Below are 14554 nucleotides of genomic sequence, written 5' to 3'. Positions count from 1 at the left end.
GTTGTGCTAATTTAACAAAACTTTGGGTGGTATTGAGTGCTGACTGAAAATCTTATTACAAACGGGTGCCTGCAACAACTATTAGTACAATAAAAAACAGCAGGAATACTACAAACATAATTACCGAAGCTTTGCTAAGCGATTCTTCATTACTGTTTGCGGTGGGTTTTATGGTTATGTAATCGGTTTGTTTGTTAAGCAGGGTTACTTTCTCGGTAAACCGAACATCTCCATTGGCCAGCTTTTTAAGTTTGATGTACAGGCTGGCTTTTAAGCTGCCCTCTAAAAAGATGCAGCATGTTAAAATCTCGTCGATAATAAGGTTGTTGGTGGCTATGTCCTGCACGCGGATGAGGAACCCGATAGTATCGTCGGTAAGCAAATCGTCTACTACTTTAAAGAGGTTGTTCTTGTCTACGTTGCCATTGGCATGCAGCACTTTGTCTTTAATGCGCTTAAACAGCAGGAGGTAGGTAATAGGCGTCGGCTTACCGGCCTCTATATTTTGCCCACGGTAGTTTTTTTGATGGCCGGCGGTATAATCGTAAGCGTTTCTTTTGGCAAAATCGCCAAGGATGATGTAGGATTCTGAAATCTCTTTAAACCGGTCTTCGCTTGCCTTGTCGCCGTTGTTTTTATCGGGGTGATAGGCAACAGCCAGCAGCCGGTATGCTTTTTTTATCTCGGCCTGCGAGGCACTGTGCTTTACCCCAAGTATTTTATAGTAGTCTTTCATTCATAAAATTGGAAAAGGCAATTTAAACAATTTTTCTTTTAGAAATTAAAGCAACAATAATTCCAAAAACTATTGTTGGTAGCCAGAATATAAACGAATACATTCCGATTTTGCTGATAATAGGGTTAACTTTTCCTGTAAATGAAAACATATACACAGCAAAGAAAAACATTACGATACCTAAGATAATTATTACGAGTCCGGTTTTACGATAGATGGTCATTATTGACATTTTTAATATAAGAATTTCGATTATAGAATATTATCCGTTCTCCCAATAATTAGCAGTATTTCCTGAGCCGATCGATGGTCTTCATCTTGATTAGCAAGTTCTAAATAGTGCCTGGCAGTTTTAATGGATTTTTCTACAACTTCTCCTTCTAAGTATAGCATTCCAAGCATATAATTGGCTTCATCTACTTCATATTGATTGTTTTGAGGAAATGTAATATTGTTTAATATATCAATGGCCTTACACTTATCTTTTTCAGTTCCAATTCCGTAATAATAGCATTTTGCTATTGTAAAATCTTCCGATTCGGAATTTATTGTTTTCGCTTTCTGATAATATCTGAAAGCACTCTCAAATTCTTGTTTGTTTCTGTGTTCTATTCCTAAATTAAATGTTGCTATGCTACAGCCTAATTTTGCACCTTTTTCATATAGCTGAATTGCTAACTCTAAGTTTTTTTCGCCATTATAGCCTGAACTTAAATAATCCGCATATCGAACCAGTGCATCTAAATTACCGTTTTCGTAAGCAATTTTTGTCCACTTAAAATCCTGCGCTGCATCTTTCTTTACAATTTCAAATCCGTTAATTTCAACTCCGTTTTCAAAGAGCACAGCCACTTCAAGCTGCAATAGATTGCTGCCGTTTTCAGCTTCAGTTAAAAGCTTTTTCCAGTCTTCTATATTGGATATTATAGTGGTCATATTATTATACTAACTTATTTAAGGGCTTAGAAACCTATAGATTTCTTTTCGATATTAAATAAAATATTTAATTCTTTCAGCAACTTATTAAATTCATCGCCACTAATTACATTGATTTTTTTTAGCCACTGTAAATTGTAAAATTGCGATTCGTAATCCATATTTTTATTTATAAATAGATATGTTTCTCTTAGATATCTCTCTCTTTGTGCAAAAAGATGGTCAATAAAATCATTTACCACTTCTTCGCTTGGGTCTTTTTTGTTGATAAAGATATAAGTACCTTTTTGAAGTTGGATTTTCCATACTTTTTCTTCAACCATTAACTGATATGCCAAAAGAAACACAAGTGCAATAGCAAATGGTATCCAGAGATTCTCCAAATAATCTACAAAATGCCTTATAAGAAGCGATGCTGCCATTAAAATATATAGCACTCGAAAGTATATCCTAATATGTTTAACCTGAGTAGTATGGTTTTCTTTAAAGGCTTTTAATTCCTCATAGGGAACGCTTACCTCGTTTCCATCTTTTAATGGTTGAACAACCAGTTTTGTATCATGAATTGTTATCTTTCTTTTGTAAAAAAGTCCTTTTTGAGAAAGTTCTGCTATCATTTTTTTGAGAAGGTTGATTATAGCAAATTAATGTAATTAATTGATAACAAAAAAGCGGAGCAAGAAACTAATCTTACTCCGCTTATAAATGTATATAATTTTTTGAATGCTTTGACAAGCATTGAACGACTAACCAGTTGCTCATCATTAATATGAAGATTTTTGAGATTACTCAACTCCGCTGCGCCTACCTACCGGCAGGCTTCGTTAGCAATGGAACTGCTCACAACACATATGAGTGATGCTCCCATCAACCAACAACCAACAACCCGCAACAACCAACTCTACAGCTTATCCCTCAAATACTCTCCTGTTACCGATTTGGGGTTTTTAGCCACTTCTTCGGGAGTGCCAAAGGCTACTAAATGCCCACCGTGCTCGCCACCTTCGGGGCCAATGTCTATAATATAGTCGGCGCACTTAATCATGTCCAGGTTGTGCTCTATAACAATAATGGAGTGGCCTTTTTCTATAAGGGCCTCAAACGATGCCAACAGCTTTTTAATGTCGTGAAAATGCAGCCCGGTTGTAGGCTCATCAAACACAAACAAGGCTTTTTCTTTAGTAGCGCCTTTTACAAGAAACGATGCCAGCTTGATACGCTGCGCCTCGCCACCTGAAAGGGTAGAAGAGCTCTGGCCCAGCTGTACATAGCCCAAACCAACATCCTGAAGCGGTTGCAGCTTGGTCATTATCTTGGTTTGCTTATGCTCGGTAAAAAAGGCAACGGCATCATCTACCGTCATGGTTAGCACATCGTCTATGTTCTTACCTTCAAAAGTAACCTCAAGTATCTCTTTTTTAAAGCGTTTGCCGTTACAGGTTTCGCACTCCAGGTGCACATCGGCCATAAATTGCATTTCTATGGTAACCTCGCCTTCGCCTTTGCAGGTTTCGCAACGGCCGCCATCTACGTTAAACGAGAAATGCTTGGTTTGGTAACCGCGAATGCCTGATAGTTTTTGCTTGGCAAAAAGGTCGCGGATATCATCATACGCTTTTATATATGTAACCGGATTAGAACGCGAGCTGCGCCCAATAGGGTTCTGGTCTACGTATTCTATATGTTTAATGTGTCCGTAACTGCCTTTAAGCTCAGTAAACTGGCCGGGTTTTTCGCCCACGCCCTCCAGTTGCTTTTGCATAGCGGGGAAGAGTATCTTTTTAACCAGCGTGCTCTTGCCGCTACCCGAAACGCCCGTTATTACCGTAAGGCAATCTAACGGAAAGGTAACGTCTATATTTTTAAGGTTATTCTCTCGTGCGCCAACAACATCTATATGGTTTTTAAACTTGCGGCGCTTTTTAGGCACACTGATTTCCAGATCTCCGTTAAGGTACCTTGCTGTAAGCGAATCTGACTTCAATATCTCATCATACGTGCCCTGTGCCACCAGTTCGCCACCAAGGGTACCGGCTTCGGGGCCAATATCTATAATCATGTCGGCCGCCTTCATAATATCTTCGTCGTGCTCAACCACAATAACGGTGTTGCCCAGGTTGCGCAGGCCTATAAGCACCTGTATAAGCCTCTCGGTGTCTTTTGGGTGAAGCCCGATACTGGGTTCATCTAAAATGTACATAGAGCCCACAAGGCTGCTGCCCATAGAGGTAGCAAGGTTAATACGCTGGCTTTCACCACCCGAAAGTGTGTTAGAACGACGGTTTAGTGTAAGGTAGTCAAGGCCAACTTCCTGAAGGAAACGTAGCCTGTTGTTAATCTCTACCAACAATCGCTTGGCAACCACCGTATCGTACTCGTTAAGTTTAAGGCCATCAAAAAACTCAGCGAGGTTTTTAATAGGCAGGTCAACCAGATCCGATATGGTGCGGTCGGCAATTTTAATATAATTGGTTTCCGGCCTAAGGCGTTTGCCCTTACACTCGGGGCATTTGGTTTTGCCGCGGTAACGCGACAGCATTACGCGGTTTTGTATTTTGTAGTTTTTTTCTTCCAGTTCTTTAAAAAAATCGTCTAAGCCGGTAAAATATTTGTTGCCTTTCCAGATCAGTGCCCTGTCTGATTCTGATAATTGAAAATAGGGTTTATGTACGGGGAAGTCGAATTTATGACTGTTATTAACAAGTTGGTTTCTGAACTCGCCCATGCTTTCGCCACGCCACGGATAAATGGCATTCTCAAACACCGAAAGTGAAGTATTAGGCACTACAAGCTCTTCATCTATACCAATAATGCTGCCGTAGCCTTCGCAGGCCGGGCACGCACCGTAGGGGTTGTTAAAGCTAAAAAGGTGCACATTTGGTTCCAGAAAGGTAACGCCATCTAACTCGAAATTGTTGCTGAATGGCAGGCGGTTACCGCTGCTAACTTCCTGTAAATAAGCTTCTCCCTTACCTTCGTAAAAGGCAGTCTGTACGGCATCGGCAAGGCGGTTAAAAAACTCTTCTTCATTTTTAACCACAATACGGTCTACTATAAGCAGTACCTCCTTGTTGGTAAAGTCGACATCGGTAATATCATCAAGCCTAAGCGTCTCGTTATCAACCAATATACGGGCGAAACCCTGTTGCAACAGCACACCCAGTTTCTCCTCTATAGTACGTCCCTTTTCGGTGTGTACAGGGGCAAGTAACAGCCAGCGGCTATCGGCCTCCAGTTGTTTAACCTCGTTAATAACATCGGTAACGGTATGCTTGCGCACCTCGCGCCCCGAAACAGGCGAATAGGTTCGCCCTACACGTGCAAAAAGCAGTTTAAGGTAATCGTAAATCTCTGTGCTGGTGCCTACTGTAGAGCGGGCGTTGGTGGTGTTAACCTTTTGCTCTATGGCAATGGCAGGGGCAATGCCCTTAATATATTCCACTTTGGGTTTGTCTAATCGGCCCAAAAACTGGCGAGCATAGCTGCTAAGGCTCTCTACATAGCGGCGCTGGCCTTCGGCATACAGGGTATCGAACGCAAGGCTCGACTTACCCGAACCCGATAAACCGGTAATAACCACCAGTTTGTTGCGGGGTATGGCAACATCAAGGTTTTTTAGGTTGTGCAGCTGCGCACCTTTTATAAGTATGTTTTTCTTGGGTTCGAGGGTAGAAAAATCGGTCTTTATCATGGCAAAAATTGAATAGCCAAAGATACGGTTTTAGTGCGACAATTTTGTTAAGGGAATTAGAAGATAAATAGATTGATAATAGTAAAATATGACTTAAAAAAATGTAAGAATTATTACATTTGGCTTTATGAAACAGACAGATATTCAATTTTATAAGATTACCAGATCTATGATATCCGGAGAAAAAGAGATAAAGGCTGTAATACCTTACGATAGTTATGCGGTATTTAAAAATCCGGCGTTGCTTGCAGATAACAACAAGTTTACCATGGTTAAGGGCAGAAACACTTATGATGTAGTGCCTTATCAGGATGTTTTTAATTTTGCAATTTCTGAAAAGCTAAAAATTGCCTTAGAGCAAAATGGTATAACAGGCTGGTTGTGTTACCCTATAATTATAGACGGAATTAAGGGTAATTATTTTGGTTTCTGGGTAACAGGCAAAGGGGGCAGGGTAACAAAGTTTGATAAAGATGGGGCTGTGCCAATGCTTAAGCCTTTAAAATGGGACCAGACCGCATGGGATGGTTCGGATATTTTTAATATAGAAGATACCGGCATTAAAGCCTGCACGCCCCGGGCTGCCGAAATTTTTCATCAATTTAATTGTAAGAGTATAATTGTAAAACCTTTATAATTAGAAATTCATTGAAGTCGGTAAATGATTATATTTGAGAAAACTGGGTTTAACATGAGGATATTTCTAATATTGTGTATAGCATTGTTTTTAAGCTGCATTAAAAACCAGCCGGTTGTGCCTAATCTGCCATCAGCCGACACAAATGTTACCAAGCCAATGCAGGTAAAAACCGACACAATAAATACAATTGAGGTAACATTAAACGATAGTGTACTGCTAAAATACCCTAAAATAGCTTACTTTGGTTTTGAGAGCTGGTTTAAAGATATGGTCCGTGTAAAAGTTTTACCACCCAATGATGCGTGGCGAAATTTTACATCTTTAGATCAGTACAATGACATAAAGATTTATTTTTCAAGCGAAATTGGGCAAGATGATTTCTGCCTGCTTTACGCTTATTTTTTGCAACAGCTTAATGGTGTAGAAAAATATCAAAAAGAAAGGTTGGCTTTATTTTCTGCTTATCGTAAAATCAATAAACTTAAGTGGTATTATCAGCATGGGGGTACTTACTTTGGGCATATGCACGACAGGATATATGGTTATGCCGAATTTAGTGTGTACGCTTTTGATAAAGATTTAGTAAATAATACAAATATCAGCAAAGAAAAAAGTGTATTCATTTCGCAACTTAAAAAAACATTCATCCAAAAACTTAAAGAAGATGCTGATACAATGCCTAAAGACAGACTTGAGCATGAGAAAGAAATGATTAAAATAATTGATGAGATGAGTACTGATATTACAAATGCCTATCTGTTAAAGGAGTTAAAACAATTTTATGCAGATAACTATGATTATTGGATGTAAGTAATACTATTATCATGAAAAAAATAGAAAACTATCAACTGCATATCGAAAATTTTAAGATACTGTCAAACGGTGCCGATGGTGGCCATAGATATATTGTTACAGAAATGCAATATAAAGGAAGCCTAAAAAGGGTATCGGTTTTTTTAAACGATAAGACAGATGAAAATAGATTGGTTGAAAATGCACCTGTAACTGTTGTTGGTCAATTTACCGATGATGGCAATACCGATTTGCTTATTTCGCGAGCTAAAATAATTTAATAAATTATTGAAAACCAAAATATATAGCGTGAGTCTATTTAAAAATATTTTTAGTTCTTCAAATAAAAAATCAAATCCATCTAATATGGAACAAAAAATAAAAGCTGCTCTTTTTGGTGTGGCTGTGGGTGATGCGTTGGGTGTACCCGTAGAATTTATGGATAAGGAAGAGCTGCAACGGGATCCGGTAATAGATATGAGGGCTTTTGGTACGCATAACCAGCCGGCAGGTACATTTTCTGATGATGCTTCACTAACTTTTTGTCTTGCCGAGGCGCTAACTTACGATTTCGACATTGATACAGTTGCAAACAACTTTGTAAGGTGGGCTTATCATGGCTATTGGTCGGCACATGGCAATGTGTTTGATATTGGCATTGCCACGCAGCAGGCTATAGAAAAACTGGCAAGAGGTGTAGAGCCTGAACTTGCGGGAGGTACCGGTGTGGCATCTAACGGTAATGGGTCGCTTATGCGAATACTACCGCTTGTATTTTATATTAAAGATATGCCTATTGAAGAACGTTTCAGGACAACTAAACAAGTATCGGCGGTTACGCATGGGCATATAAGATCTGTTATTGCGTGTTTTTACTATTTAGAATTTGCACGATATATAATAAAAGGCCTGCGCAGACTGGATATTTACGACAAACTTAAAACAGAAATAGGCTTATATTTAAAGTTGTTAGATATTGAAAATGATGAAATTGCGCTGTTTGACAGGTTGCTAATAGGGGATATTTATAATTTACAGGAAGAACAAATACAAAGCAGTGGTTATGTGCTGCACACACTGGAGGCTGCCATCTGGTGTATGTTTAATAGTGTTAATTACAAGGAGGCTGTTTTAAAAGCGGTTAACTTAGGTAGCGATACCGATACTACTGCTGCTGTAACCGGTGGCTTAGCGGGGCTGTATTATGGCTTTAATAATATTCCGCAGCAATGGCTACACCTGCTTGCAAAGCATAATGATATAGGAAGCCTTGCCGAAAGAATGAGTGAAAGGTATGATATTATGAAGTACGATTTTATTGCTACTTTAAAATTTGACACAGCACCTCAGGCGGCTATTATGCATCCTGTAACAACAGGTAATTGGCAAAATATAACATTTGATTTTGAGAAAAGTTTCTTTGGTGCCAGACGATACTTTATGGGCAAAGAAGAAATATATCCCGGAGAAACGGTTCGTGCGCATCTGCATCTGGCTCTTTCAGATTATTTTAAAAATCGTCTTGATATAGGTATGGCATTTACGTTTTATGATGGAAGTGGTCTGAAAGGTTCAGGAATCATTGAAAAAATAACTAATCCGAAACTCAAAATACCTGAAAACCCATAAAAACCATTTCGATTTTATAATAATAAACCTGTATTAAAGGTTATATTTGGTGTAGTAAAACAGATTTAACATGGATGATGATAGTAATGAGCTGCACGATGCACTGCAAAATATAAAATCGAGGTCGGATTTTGAGGCTTTTATGAATGCACTGGTAAAAGACTATACCGAGAATAAGGAAACGTGGGATAATGATACGCTAAAATCGTTTTTAGAAGCCCTGCACGGCTTTAATTATAACAGCGAGAACGACAGGCCTTCCTGGAAAGCTTTTGGCGAAATGCTATACGCAGCCCGCCTTTATGAATAGACTATGCAGCCGTTAACCGATAAACAATACCAGTTAGAGCGTTTTCCAGGAAAGGGAGGGTGGACCTACATTTCTTTACCCGAAATACCCAAAGATAAAGAGGCGCCTTTTGGCCTTGTAAAAGTGCATGGCACAATAAATGGCTACGATATAAGTGGTTGTACCTTAATGCCGTATGTCAATGGCAACCTTTTAATGGCTGTTAAAGCCGAAATTAGAAAGGCAATAGGCAAGGAGGAAGGCGACTATGTGCATGTGACATTGTATCACGATACATCTGTATTCGAAATCCCTGATGTTTTTAAGTTGCGACTGCAGCAAGAACCCGGCGCTTATGAGGCTTTTTTGCGCCATAAAAAGTGGGAGCAAAAAATGTGCGTGCAATGGATATATTCCGCAAAACGGCCCGAAACTACCAACGAGCGTATCATAAAAACCTTATTCAGGCTCAGGAACCGTTTAAAAATTGTTTAGCTTTTTAATAATTTTACTTAAAGATTGTCAAAATCAGCATATTTAAAATTTAGCTGTTTTTAAACGTTAAAGCTTTAAATTACTAACGTTGTAGTGCCTTTTTTGTAAGTTGATTTTTAATAATTACACTGCTGAAATAATTTAAATGTTGCAGCGTTGCTACTGGTTTACCTATAAAAATGAGGGGTTTACCGGCAAAATGTATACTTATTGTTCAAAATATGTTAAAATTTATTTTAGTATTTGTTTTTTATAATTTTATTATGTTATATTTGGCATATAATTAATTCAAAATTAACAAAGCCTATACAAAAAACTACTTTTTAGAACCCGCTTACCAACGGGGTTTTATCGAAACCAAATTCAAAAAACGCTAAAAAGTTATTGCTATGGCTAATGTTGTAATCCCTGACGCTGAGTTAGTGCACAGTTACATAAACGGAGACGAAAATGCTCTGTCTATACTAATTAAGAGGCACCAATCTAAAATTTACGGTTTTATCTATTCTAAAGTTACCGATAGGGATATCTCTGATGATATCTTTCAGGATACCTTTATTAAAGTAATAAAAACGTTGAAATCTAACTCGTATAACGAAGAAGGTAAGTTTCTTCCGTGGGTTATGCGTATATCGCACAATCTTATTGTAGACCACTTTAGGAAAAACAAAAAGATGCCAATGTACCGCGAAACCGAAGAGTTTTCTATATTTTCTATAATGACCGATAATAGCCCTAACATAGAGAGCAGGATTATTACAGACCAGGTAGAGAACGATTTACAGCGCCTTATAGAAGAGCTTCCGGACGACCAGAAAGAGGTACTGCAAATGCGTATTTACCAGGACCTGAGCTTTAAAGAAATAGCCGACCTTACAGGTGTAAGCATCAATACAGCCCTTGGCCGCATGCGCTATGCGCTTATGAACTTAAGAAAAGTAATAGATAAAAATAAAATAATTTTAACCAATTAGGCAATATTGGGTTTTAGTTTGCGTTCTTGTAGTATAATAACAAATAATTATATCGCTACATGGCTAAACTTTACTCTAAAAAACCAATAGCAACGCCTACAATGCTACCTAAACAAGAAACAATAGATTTTTTGCTTAACTATTCTAAAGCACTTAAAATAGTTAAAACTCAAAACGGTACGTACGAAAACATTGCTAATTAAGGTATTACAAAAAGCCTCTGCTATTTTTTAGCAGAGGCTTTTTTATAATATTCTTCCAGTACTGATTTTCGGCCAATTGTAGCCGTAATAATATCCTTGTCTAAACTCCAGCCACGCGCCGGCGAATATTGCCTTCCGTACCATATAATCTGCAGGTGTAAATCGTTCCATAATGCTTTAGGGAACAGCTTTTTAGCATCGTTTTCTGTCTGCACCACATTCTTGCCGTCGGTCAGTCCCCAGCGGTACATAAGCCTGTGTATGTGCGTATCTACCGGAAAGGTAGGCATGCCAAAGGCCTGTGCCAGCACCACACTTGCGGTTTTATGGCCCACACCGGGCAGTGCCTCCAGGTCTTCAAAATTATCGGGCACTTCGCCATTGTGTTTCTCCAGTAAAATTTCAGATAAACCGTGTATTGCCTTAGCCTTTGCAGGCGATAACCCTACAGGGCGAATAATATCCTGAATTTCATCAATGCGTAGTTTTACCATCATTTTAGGGTTATCGGCACGTTCAAATAATAGTGGCGTAATTTGGTTTACGCGCACATCGGTACTTTGGGCGCTCATTAACACTGCTATTAGCAGGGTATAGGGGTCTTTATGGTCTAACGGTATGGGTATGGTGGGGTAAATTTCCTGTAGTGTTTTTATCACAAACTTTGCCTTTTGTGCTTTGGTCATTTTGTTTACTTTTATACAAACAAATATACAGCTATGACAACACTTACCAAAGGCGATAAAGCACCAGATTTTACAGGAACAGACGAAGCAGGAAAAACACACTCGTTATCTGATTATGCCGGCAAAAAACTGGTGGTATTTTTTTATCCAAAGGCAGATACTCCGGGCTGTACTGCAGAGGCTTGCGACCTTAGGGATAACTTTCATTACCTTAAGGCACAGGGCTATGAATTGCTGGGTGTAAGTGCCGACAGCCAGAAAGAACAGGCTAAATTTAAAGAGAAATACCAGTTACCTTTTCCGCTTTTGGCCGATGAAGATAAAAGCTTTATTAATGCTTTTGGCGTATGGGGACCTAAAAAGTTTATGGGCCGTGTGTTTGATGGTATTCATCGCAGCACTTTTATTATTGACGAAAATGGTGTGTTAGAAGATGTTATAACCGATGTTAAAACCAAAGCGCATGCCGCACAGATATTAAAGTAAGCTAAAAGTGTAGGAAATTGCTTTTAAATTTTAATATTTTCGCGCAACAAACATAATGGGTTCTAAACATGGATGTTTATAAAGAATTACGCAAAATCTGGGATGCAATAAGCACCGATTACGAAGGTAAAAATGCTACTTTTGATATTAGGGTACATAAAAAACTGCTCGATATTTTTCAGGTGGGCGATTACTTTTACTATATAGTTAACGTGCGTAAGTCTGTTTTAGAGATGGTTAGCCATGAAATGGAATTGGTGTTGGGTTATCCGCAGGAAACCATCACCCTGGATTTTTTAGTGGGTTTGATCCATCCGGATGACCTTCCGTTTTTCCTCAATTTTGAAGTGGCAGTGGGCAAATTTATGGCAGCATTAAGTGGCGAACGCCTCTTTAAATATAAAGTACAATACGACTTTAGGGCTAAAAAAGCCAATGGCGAGTACATAAAGATACTTCACCAGTACGTTGTAATTCAGAAAGATATAGATAATGTACTGACATTTGCGGTTGATACTGATATTACCAATTTAAAGAAAGAGCACAAGCCTGCCTTATCTTTTATAGGAATGGATGGCGAACCCAGTTACCTTAATGTAGATGTAGATAATGTGTTTAAGCCTACAAAACACATTTTTACAAAGAGAGAACGCGAAATTGTAAAGGCGCTTGCCAGCGGAATGAGCAGCGTTGAGATTGCCGAAACCCTAAGCATTAGCCGCCACACGGTAGATTCGCACCGCAAAAACATGATTAAAAAAACCGAAGCAAAATCTACTAACGAGGTTATACAGATAGCTTTTAACAACGGTTGGGTATAAGCCTGTTAGCATCCGCATTCGCCGTAAAAAGCTTTCTCTAAAGTCTTGCCGTTTTTATCAGTTAGCTTAATAGTACCGGTTTTTATAGAACTTTCCGGGCCATGTTTGCCTTTGTCTTCCATTTCAATAATCATCTCATAATCAGCATTATTGTAGGTGGAAATTACATTAATGCTATCAACATCTTTACGGCTGGTTTCGGTAAATTTGGTAAGCACACCATTAACTTTTATAAAAGATGTCTGTTTAAAATCATTCATATAAATAAACTTTTGGGCGCTGTAATCTAAAGAATCGTTAGAAAAATTACATGAACAGCCCTCTATCTCGGCAGGAAATTCAGAAAAGGCACTGATGTACAGCATAGAGGCCTGCGCCGTTTTGGGAGCCTGGTTTAGTGGCGCGACGGGTGTCGGTTCTTCCTTCTTGCAGGCAATCAAAATGGATAGTACTGATATATAGAGTAGAGTTCTGAATTTAAAGCCCATATAAAATAATTTTTGTAATTTTTTTGTAAGACAAAATAAATCACGAATATAAATTATTGTTGGCTTCAAACAAAAAGTAAAGCAATAAAAAACAGGATGGTATACAATAAAGGCAGCATTTTAATATAAATGCTGCCTTTATTGTATTGTTTATATAATAGGCGAGGGTTATTCCTGCTCTGCCAACAGTTTTTTAGGATCGTAGCCAAACAGCTGATTGTGCTTAATAACCTCGGCAATACCCGGTGGTAGCATTGGTTCCCAGCCGGTTTTACCTTTGTTTATCATTTTAAGCACTTCGCGCGAGAAGATATCCAGGTTGTTGGTATCTACATCGCTAATATCTATAACCTTACCGTTAAATTTAAAGAATTTGTACAGCTCCTTCATGCGCGGGTGTACCTTCAGGTTCTCTGAATCGATAACCACGCCGTGCTCATCTTTCATAGGGTATAAGTACACCTTAAGGTCGCGATAAAACAGTTTACCAAAGGCCTCAAGAATACCACCACTTAGGTGGCGGTAGTACTTCTCATCAAAAATATCAATAAGGTTGCTAACGCCCATAGCAAGGCCCATACGGGCTTTTGTGTAGCTGCTAAAGTACTCTACCACCTTATAGTATTCCTGAAAGTTAGATATCATAACGTGCTGGCCAAGAGAACATAAAAGTTCGGCCCTGTCCATAAAATCGCGCTCATCAATCTCGCCTTCAGATCGAAGGTTAGACAATGTAATCTCAAAAACCACAAGGGTTTTTTCGCGGTCTACCTTATTTTCTTCTAAAAACATTTTGTACGATTTTTCATACATATCCATGTTTACCTTAGTAACCGGCCTAAAGCTGCCCCTAAGTGCTAAAATGTTTTTTTTGTAAAGTATGGCTGCCGGCAGTACATTATGCCCCTGCGGGTCGAACATTACGGCATCGGTCATTCCGTTCTTAACCAGTTGCAGGCTCATAAGCCTGTTATCTACATCGGCAAAACGGGGTCCGGCAAAGTTAATGGTGTCAATTTCCAGCTGGTCTTTATCCAGGTGGTCGTACAGGTAACGCAATAACTTTTTAGGGTCGTTGTACTTATAAAATGCACCGTAAATAAGGTTTACACCAAGAATACCAAGGGTTTCCTGTTGTAATTTGGCATCGTTCTCTTTAAAGCGTATGTGCAGTGTAATTTCGTTGTAATCTTCATCAGGCTCAACCTGATAGCGAATACCCACCCAGCCGTGGCCTTTAAATTGCTTGGCAAAATCGATGGTGGCAACAGTGTTGGCATAGCTAAAAAACACCTTGCTTGGGTGCTTTTCGCGCTTAAGCCTCTCTTCCATAATGCTAACCTCGTGACCCAGCATTGTTTTAAGGCGGCTTTCGGTAACGTAGCGGCCATCTTCCTCGGTACCATAAATGGCATCGCTAAAATCTTTATCGTAGGCTGACATCGCCTTGGCAATGGTGCCCGATGAACCACCCGACCTAAAAAAGTGGCGTACGGTTTCCTGCCCGGCACCAATTTCGGCAAAAGTACCGTAAATGTTCTCGTTCAGGTTAATGCGCAGGGCCTTGTCTTTAATAGAGGGTACGTGTGCAATTATTCGGTCGCCCTTAAGGGTTATGTCGTCATCGTTTAATTTCATAGCGGTGAAAGATATGTTGCAAAGTTAGGCAAACACTGCATTTTATAAAA

General features: G+C 39.1%; 17 protein-coding genes. 10 read left to right on the top strand and 7 right to left on the bottom strand.

The features are described from left to right. Positions 1–55: 55 nt before the first annotated feature. The 4 genes from G509_RS0115420 to uvrA all read right to left on the bottom strand — a co-directional run bounded on the left by G509_RS0115420 (position 56) and on the right by uvrA (position 5363). Complete coding sequence (locus tag G509_RS0115420) at positions 56–736, bottom strand: DnaJ domain-containing protein (RefSeq protein ID WP_026992363.1); 681 nt, start codon at positions 734–736, stop codon at positions 56–58. Between the two features lie 252 nt (positions 737–988). Continuing rightward, positions 989–1672, bottom strand: a complete 684-nt coding sequence (locus G509_RS0115410; protein WP_026992362.1) for a tetratricopeptide repeat protein — start codon at positions 1670–1672, stop codon at positions 989–991. A gap of 26 nt (positions 1673–1698) precedes the next feature. Further along, a complete protein-coding gene (locus tag G509_RS0115405; RefSeq protein WP_026992361.1) occupies positions 1699–2289 on the bottom strand; it encodes a hypothetical protein in 591 nt (196 codons plus the stop codon). A gap of 284 nt (positions 2290–2573) precedes the next feature. Further along, positions 2574–5363 (bottom strand): excinuclease ABC subunit UvrA, encoded by a 2790-nt coding sequence (gene uvrA / locus G509_RS0115400; protein ID WP_026992360.1) that lies wholly within the window; start codon positions 5361–5363, stop codon positions 2574–2576. Between the two features lie 127 nt (positions 5364–5490). Here uvrA and G509_RS0115395 point away from each other — a divergent pair, with 127 nt between their 5' ends. From G509_RS0115395 to G509_RS23575, 8 genes are all read left to right on the top strand, one after another. Next, the gene (locus tag G509_RS0115395; RefSeq protein WP_026992359.1) at positions 5491–6000 is read left to right on the top strand and encodes a hypothetical protein; all 510 of its coding nucleotides are present in this window, start codon (positions 5491–5493) and stop codon (positions 5998–6000) included. Between the two features lie 54 nt (positions 6001–6054). Further along, positions 6055–6813 carry a hypothetical protein gene (locus G509_RS0115390; RefSeq protein ID WP_131450690.1) on the top strand — a complete coding sequence of 253 codons (759 nt, stop codon included), beginning with the start codon at positions 6055–6057 and terminating at the stop codon, positions 6811–6813. Positions 6814–6827: 14 nt separating this feature from the next. Then, positions 6828–7076, top strand: a complete 249-nt coding sequence (locus tag G509_RS0115385; protein ID WP_035739019.1) for a hypothetical protein — start codon at positions 6828–6830, stop codon at positions 7074–7076. A gap of 85 nt (positions 7077–7161) precedes the next feature. Then, complete coding sequence (locus G509_RS22230; protein WP_081663322.1) at positions 7162–8424, top strand: ADP-ribosylglycohydrolase family protein; 1263 nt, start codon at positions 7162–7164, stop codon at positions 8422–8424. 70 nt (positions 8425–8494) lie between these two features. After that, positions 8495–8734 carry a DUF7660 family protein gene (locus G509_RS0115375; RefSeq protein WP_026992356.1) on the top strand — a complete coding sequence of 80 codons (240 nt, stop codon included), beginning with the start codon at positions 8495–8497 and terminating at the stop codon, positions 8732–8734. A 3-nt stretch (positions 8735–8737) separates the two neighbouring features. Next, a complete protein-coding gene (locus G509_RS0115370) occupies positions 8738–9208 on the top strand; it encodes a DUF1905 domain-containing protein (RefSeq protein ID WP_026992355.1) in 471 nt (156 codons plus the stop codon). Between the two features lie 389 nt (positions 9209–9597). Further along, entirely contained in the window at positions 9598–10182 is a 585-nt protein-coding gene (locus tag G509_RS0115360; RefSeq protein ID WP_026992354.1) for an RNA polymerase sigma factor, read from the top strand. A gap of 59 nt (positions 10183–10241) precedes the next feature. Continuing rightward, entirely contained in the window at positions 10242–10385 is a 144-nt protein-coding gene (locus G509_RS23575; RefSeq protein ID WP_165571289.1) for a hypothetical protein, read from the top strand. A gap of 20 nt (positions 10386–10405) precedes the next feature. Here the strand turns inward: G509_RS23575 and G509_RS0115350 are convergent, their stop codons facing one another. Continuing rightward, positions 10406–11071 (bottom strand): endonuclease III domain-containing protein, encoded by a 666-nt coding sequence (locus tag G509_RS0115350; RefSeq protein WP_026992353.1) that lies wholly within the window; start codon positions 11069–11071, stop codon positions 10406–10408. 33 nt (positions 11072–11104) lie between these two features. On the opposite strand from G509_RS0115350, the gene bcp reads away from it, so the two are divergent. Both bcp and G509_RS0115340 read left to right on the top strand, forming a co-directional pair. Further along, positions 11105–11557 (top strand): thioredoxin-dependent thiol peroxidase, encoded by a 453-nt coding sequence (gene bcp, locus G509_RS0115345; protein ID WP_026992352.1) that lies wholly within the window; start codon positions 11105–11107, stop codon positions 11555–11557. 68 nt (positions 11558–11625) lie between these two features. Beyond that, entirely contained in the window at positions 11626–12378 is a 753-nt protein-coding gene (locus tag G509_RS0115340) for a LuxR C-terminal-related transcriptional regulator (protein WP_051200252.1), read from the top strand. Between the two features lie 5 nt (positions 12379–12383). Here the strand turns inward: G509_RS0115340 and G509_RS0115335 are convergent, their stop codons facing one another. Together G509_RS0115335 and G509_RS0115330 are read right to left on the bottom strand one after the other, a co-directional pair. Further along, the gene (locus G509_RS0115335; protein WP_026992350.1) at positions 12384–12866 is read right to left on the bottom strand and encodes a hypothetical protein; all 483 of its coding nucleotides are present in this window, start codon (positions 12864–12866) and stop codon (positions 12384–12386) included. A 168-nt stretch (positions 12867–13034) separates the two neighbouring features. Beyond that, positions 13035–14504 carry a hypothetical protein gene (locus tag G509_RS0115330; protein ID WP_026992349.1) on the bottom strand — a complete coding sequence of 490 codons (1470 nt, stop codon included), beginning with the start codon at positions 14502–14504 and terminating at the stop codon, positions 13035–13037. Between the last annotated feature and the right edge of the window lie 50 nt (positions 14505–14554).

This window comes from Flavobacterium subsaxonicum WB 4.1-42 = DSM 21790 (assembly GCF_000422725.1).
Taxonomy (GTDB): domain Bacteria; phylum Bacteroidota; class Bacteroidia; order Flavobacteriales; family Flavobacteriaceae; genus Flavobacterium; species Flavobacterium subsaxonicum.
The sequence above is the reverse complement of the archived record's forward strand: the minus strand, read 5'-3'. Positions and strand labels throughout refer to the sequence as shown.

Coding starts and splice junctions, on each gene's coding strand:
- G509_RS0115330 (WP_026992349.1), bottom strand. CDS start 14,504: ATGAAATTAAACGATGACGACATAACCCTTAAGGGCGACCGAATAATT.
- G509_RS22230 (WP_081663322.1), top strand. CDS start 7,162: ATGGAACAAAAAATAAAAGCTGCTCTTTTTGGTGTGGCTGTGGGTGAT.
- G509_RS0115385 (WP_035739019.1), top strand. CDS start 6,828: ATGAAAAAAATAGAAAACTATCAACTGCATATCGAAAATTTTAAGATA.
- G509_RS0115340 (WP_051200252.1), top strand. CDS start 11,626: ATGGATGTTTATAAAGAATTACGCAAAATCTGGGATGCAATAAGCACC.
- G509_RS0115390 (WP_131450690.1), top strand. CDS start 6,055: ATGAGGATATTTCTAATATTGTGTATAGCATTGTTTTTAAGCTGCATT.
- G509_RS0115335 (WP_026992350.1), bottom strand. CDS start 12,866: ATGGGCTTTAAATTCAGAACTCTACTCTATATATCAGTACTATCCATT.
- G509_RS0115410 (WP_026992362.1), bottom strand. CDS start 1,672: ATGACCACTATAATATCCAATATAGAAGACTGGAAAAAGCTTTTAACT.
- G509_RS0115350 (WP_026992353.1), bottom strand. CDS start 11,071: ATGACCAAAGCACAAAAGGCAAAGTTTGTGATAAAAACACTACAGGAA.
- G509_RS23575 (WP_165571289.1), top strand. CDS start 10,242: ATGGCTAAACTTTACTCTAAAAAACCAATAGCAACGCCTACAATGCTA.
- G509_RS0115395 (WP_026992359.1), top strand. CDS start 5,491: ATGAAACAGACAGATATTCAATTTTATAAGATTACCAGATCTATGATA.
- G509_RS0115375 (WP_026992356.1), top strand. CDS start 8,495: ATGGATGATGATAGTAATGAGCTGCACGATGCACTGCAAAATATAAAA.
- G509_RS0115420 (WP_026992363.1), bottom strand. CDS start 736: ATGAAAGACTACTATAAAATACTTGGGGTAAAGCACAGTGCCTCGCAG.
- G509_RS0115405 (WP_026992361.1), bottom strand. CDS start 2,289: ATGATAGCAGAACTTTCTCAAAAAGGACTTTTTTACAAAAGAAAGATA.
- uvrA (WP_026992360.1), bottom strand. CDS start 5,363: ATGATAAAGACCGATTTTTCTACCCTCGAACCCAAGAAAAACATACTT.
- G509_RS0115370 (WP_026992355.1), top strand. CDS start 8,738: ATGCAGCCGTTAACCGATAAACAATACCAGTTAGAGCGTTTTCCAGGA.
- G509_RS0115360 (WP_026992354.1), top strand. CDS start 9,598: ATGGCTAATGTTGTAATCCCTGACGCTGAGTTAGTGCACAGTTACATA.
- bcp (WP_026992352.1), top strand. CDS start 11,105: ATGACAACACTTACCAAAGGCGATAAAGCACCAGATTTTACAGGAACA.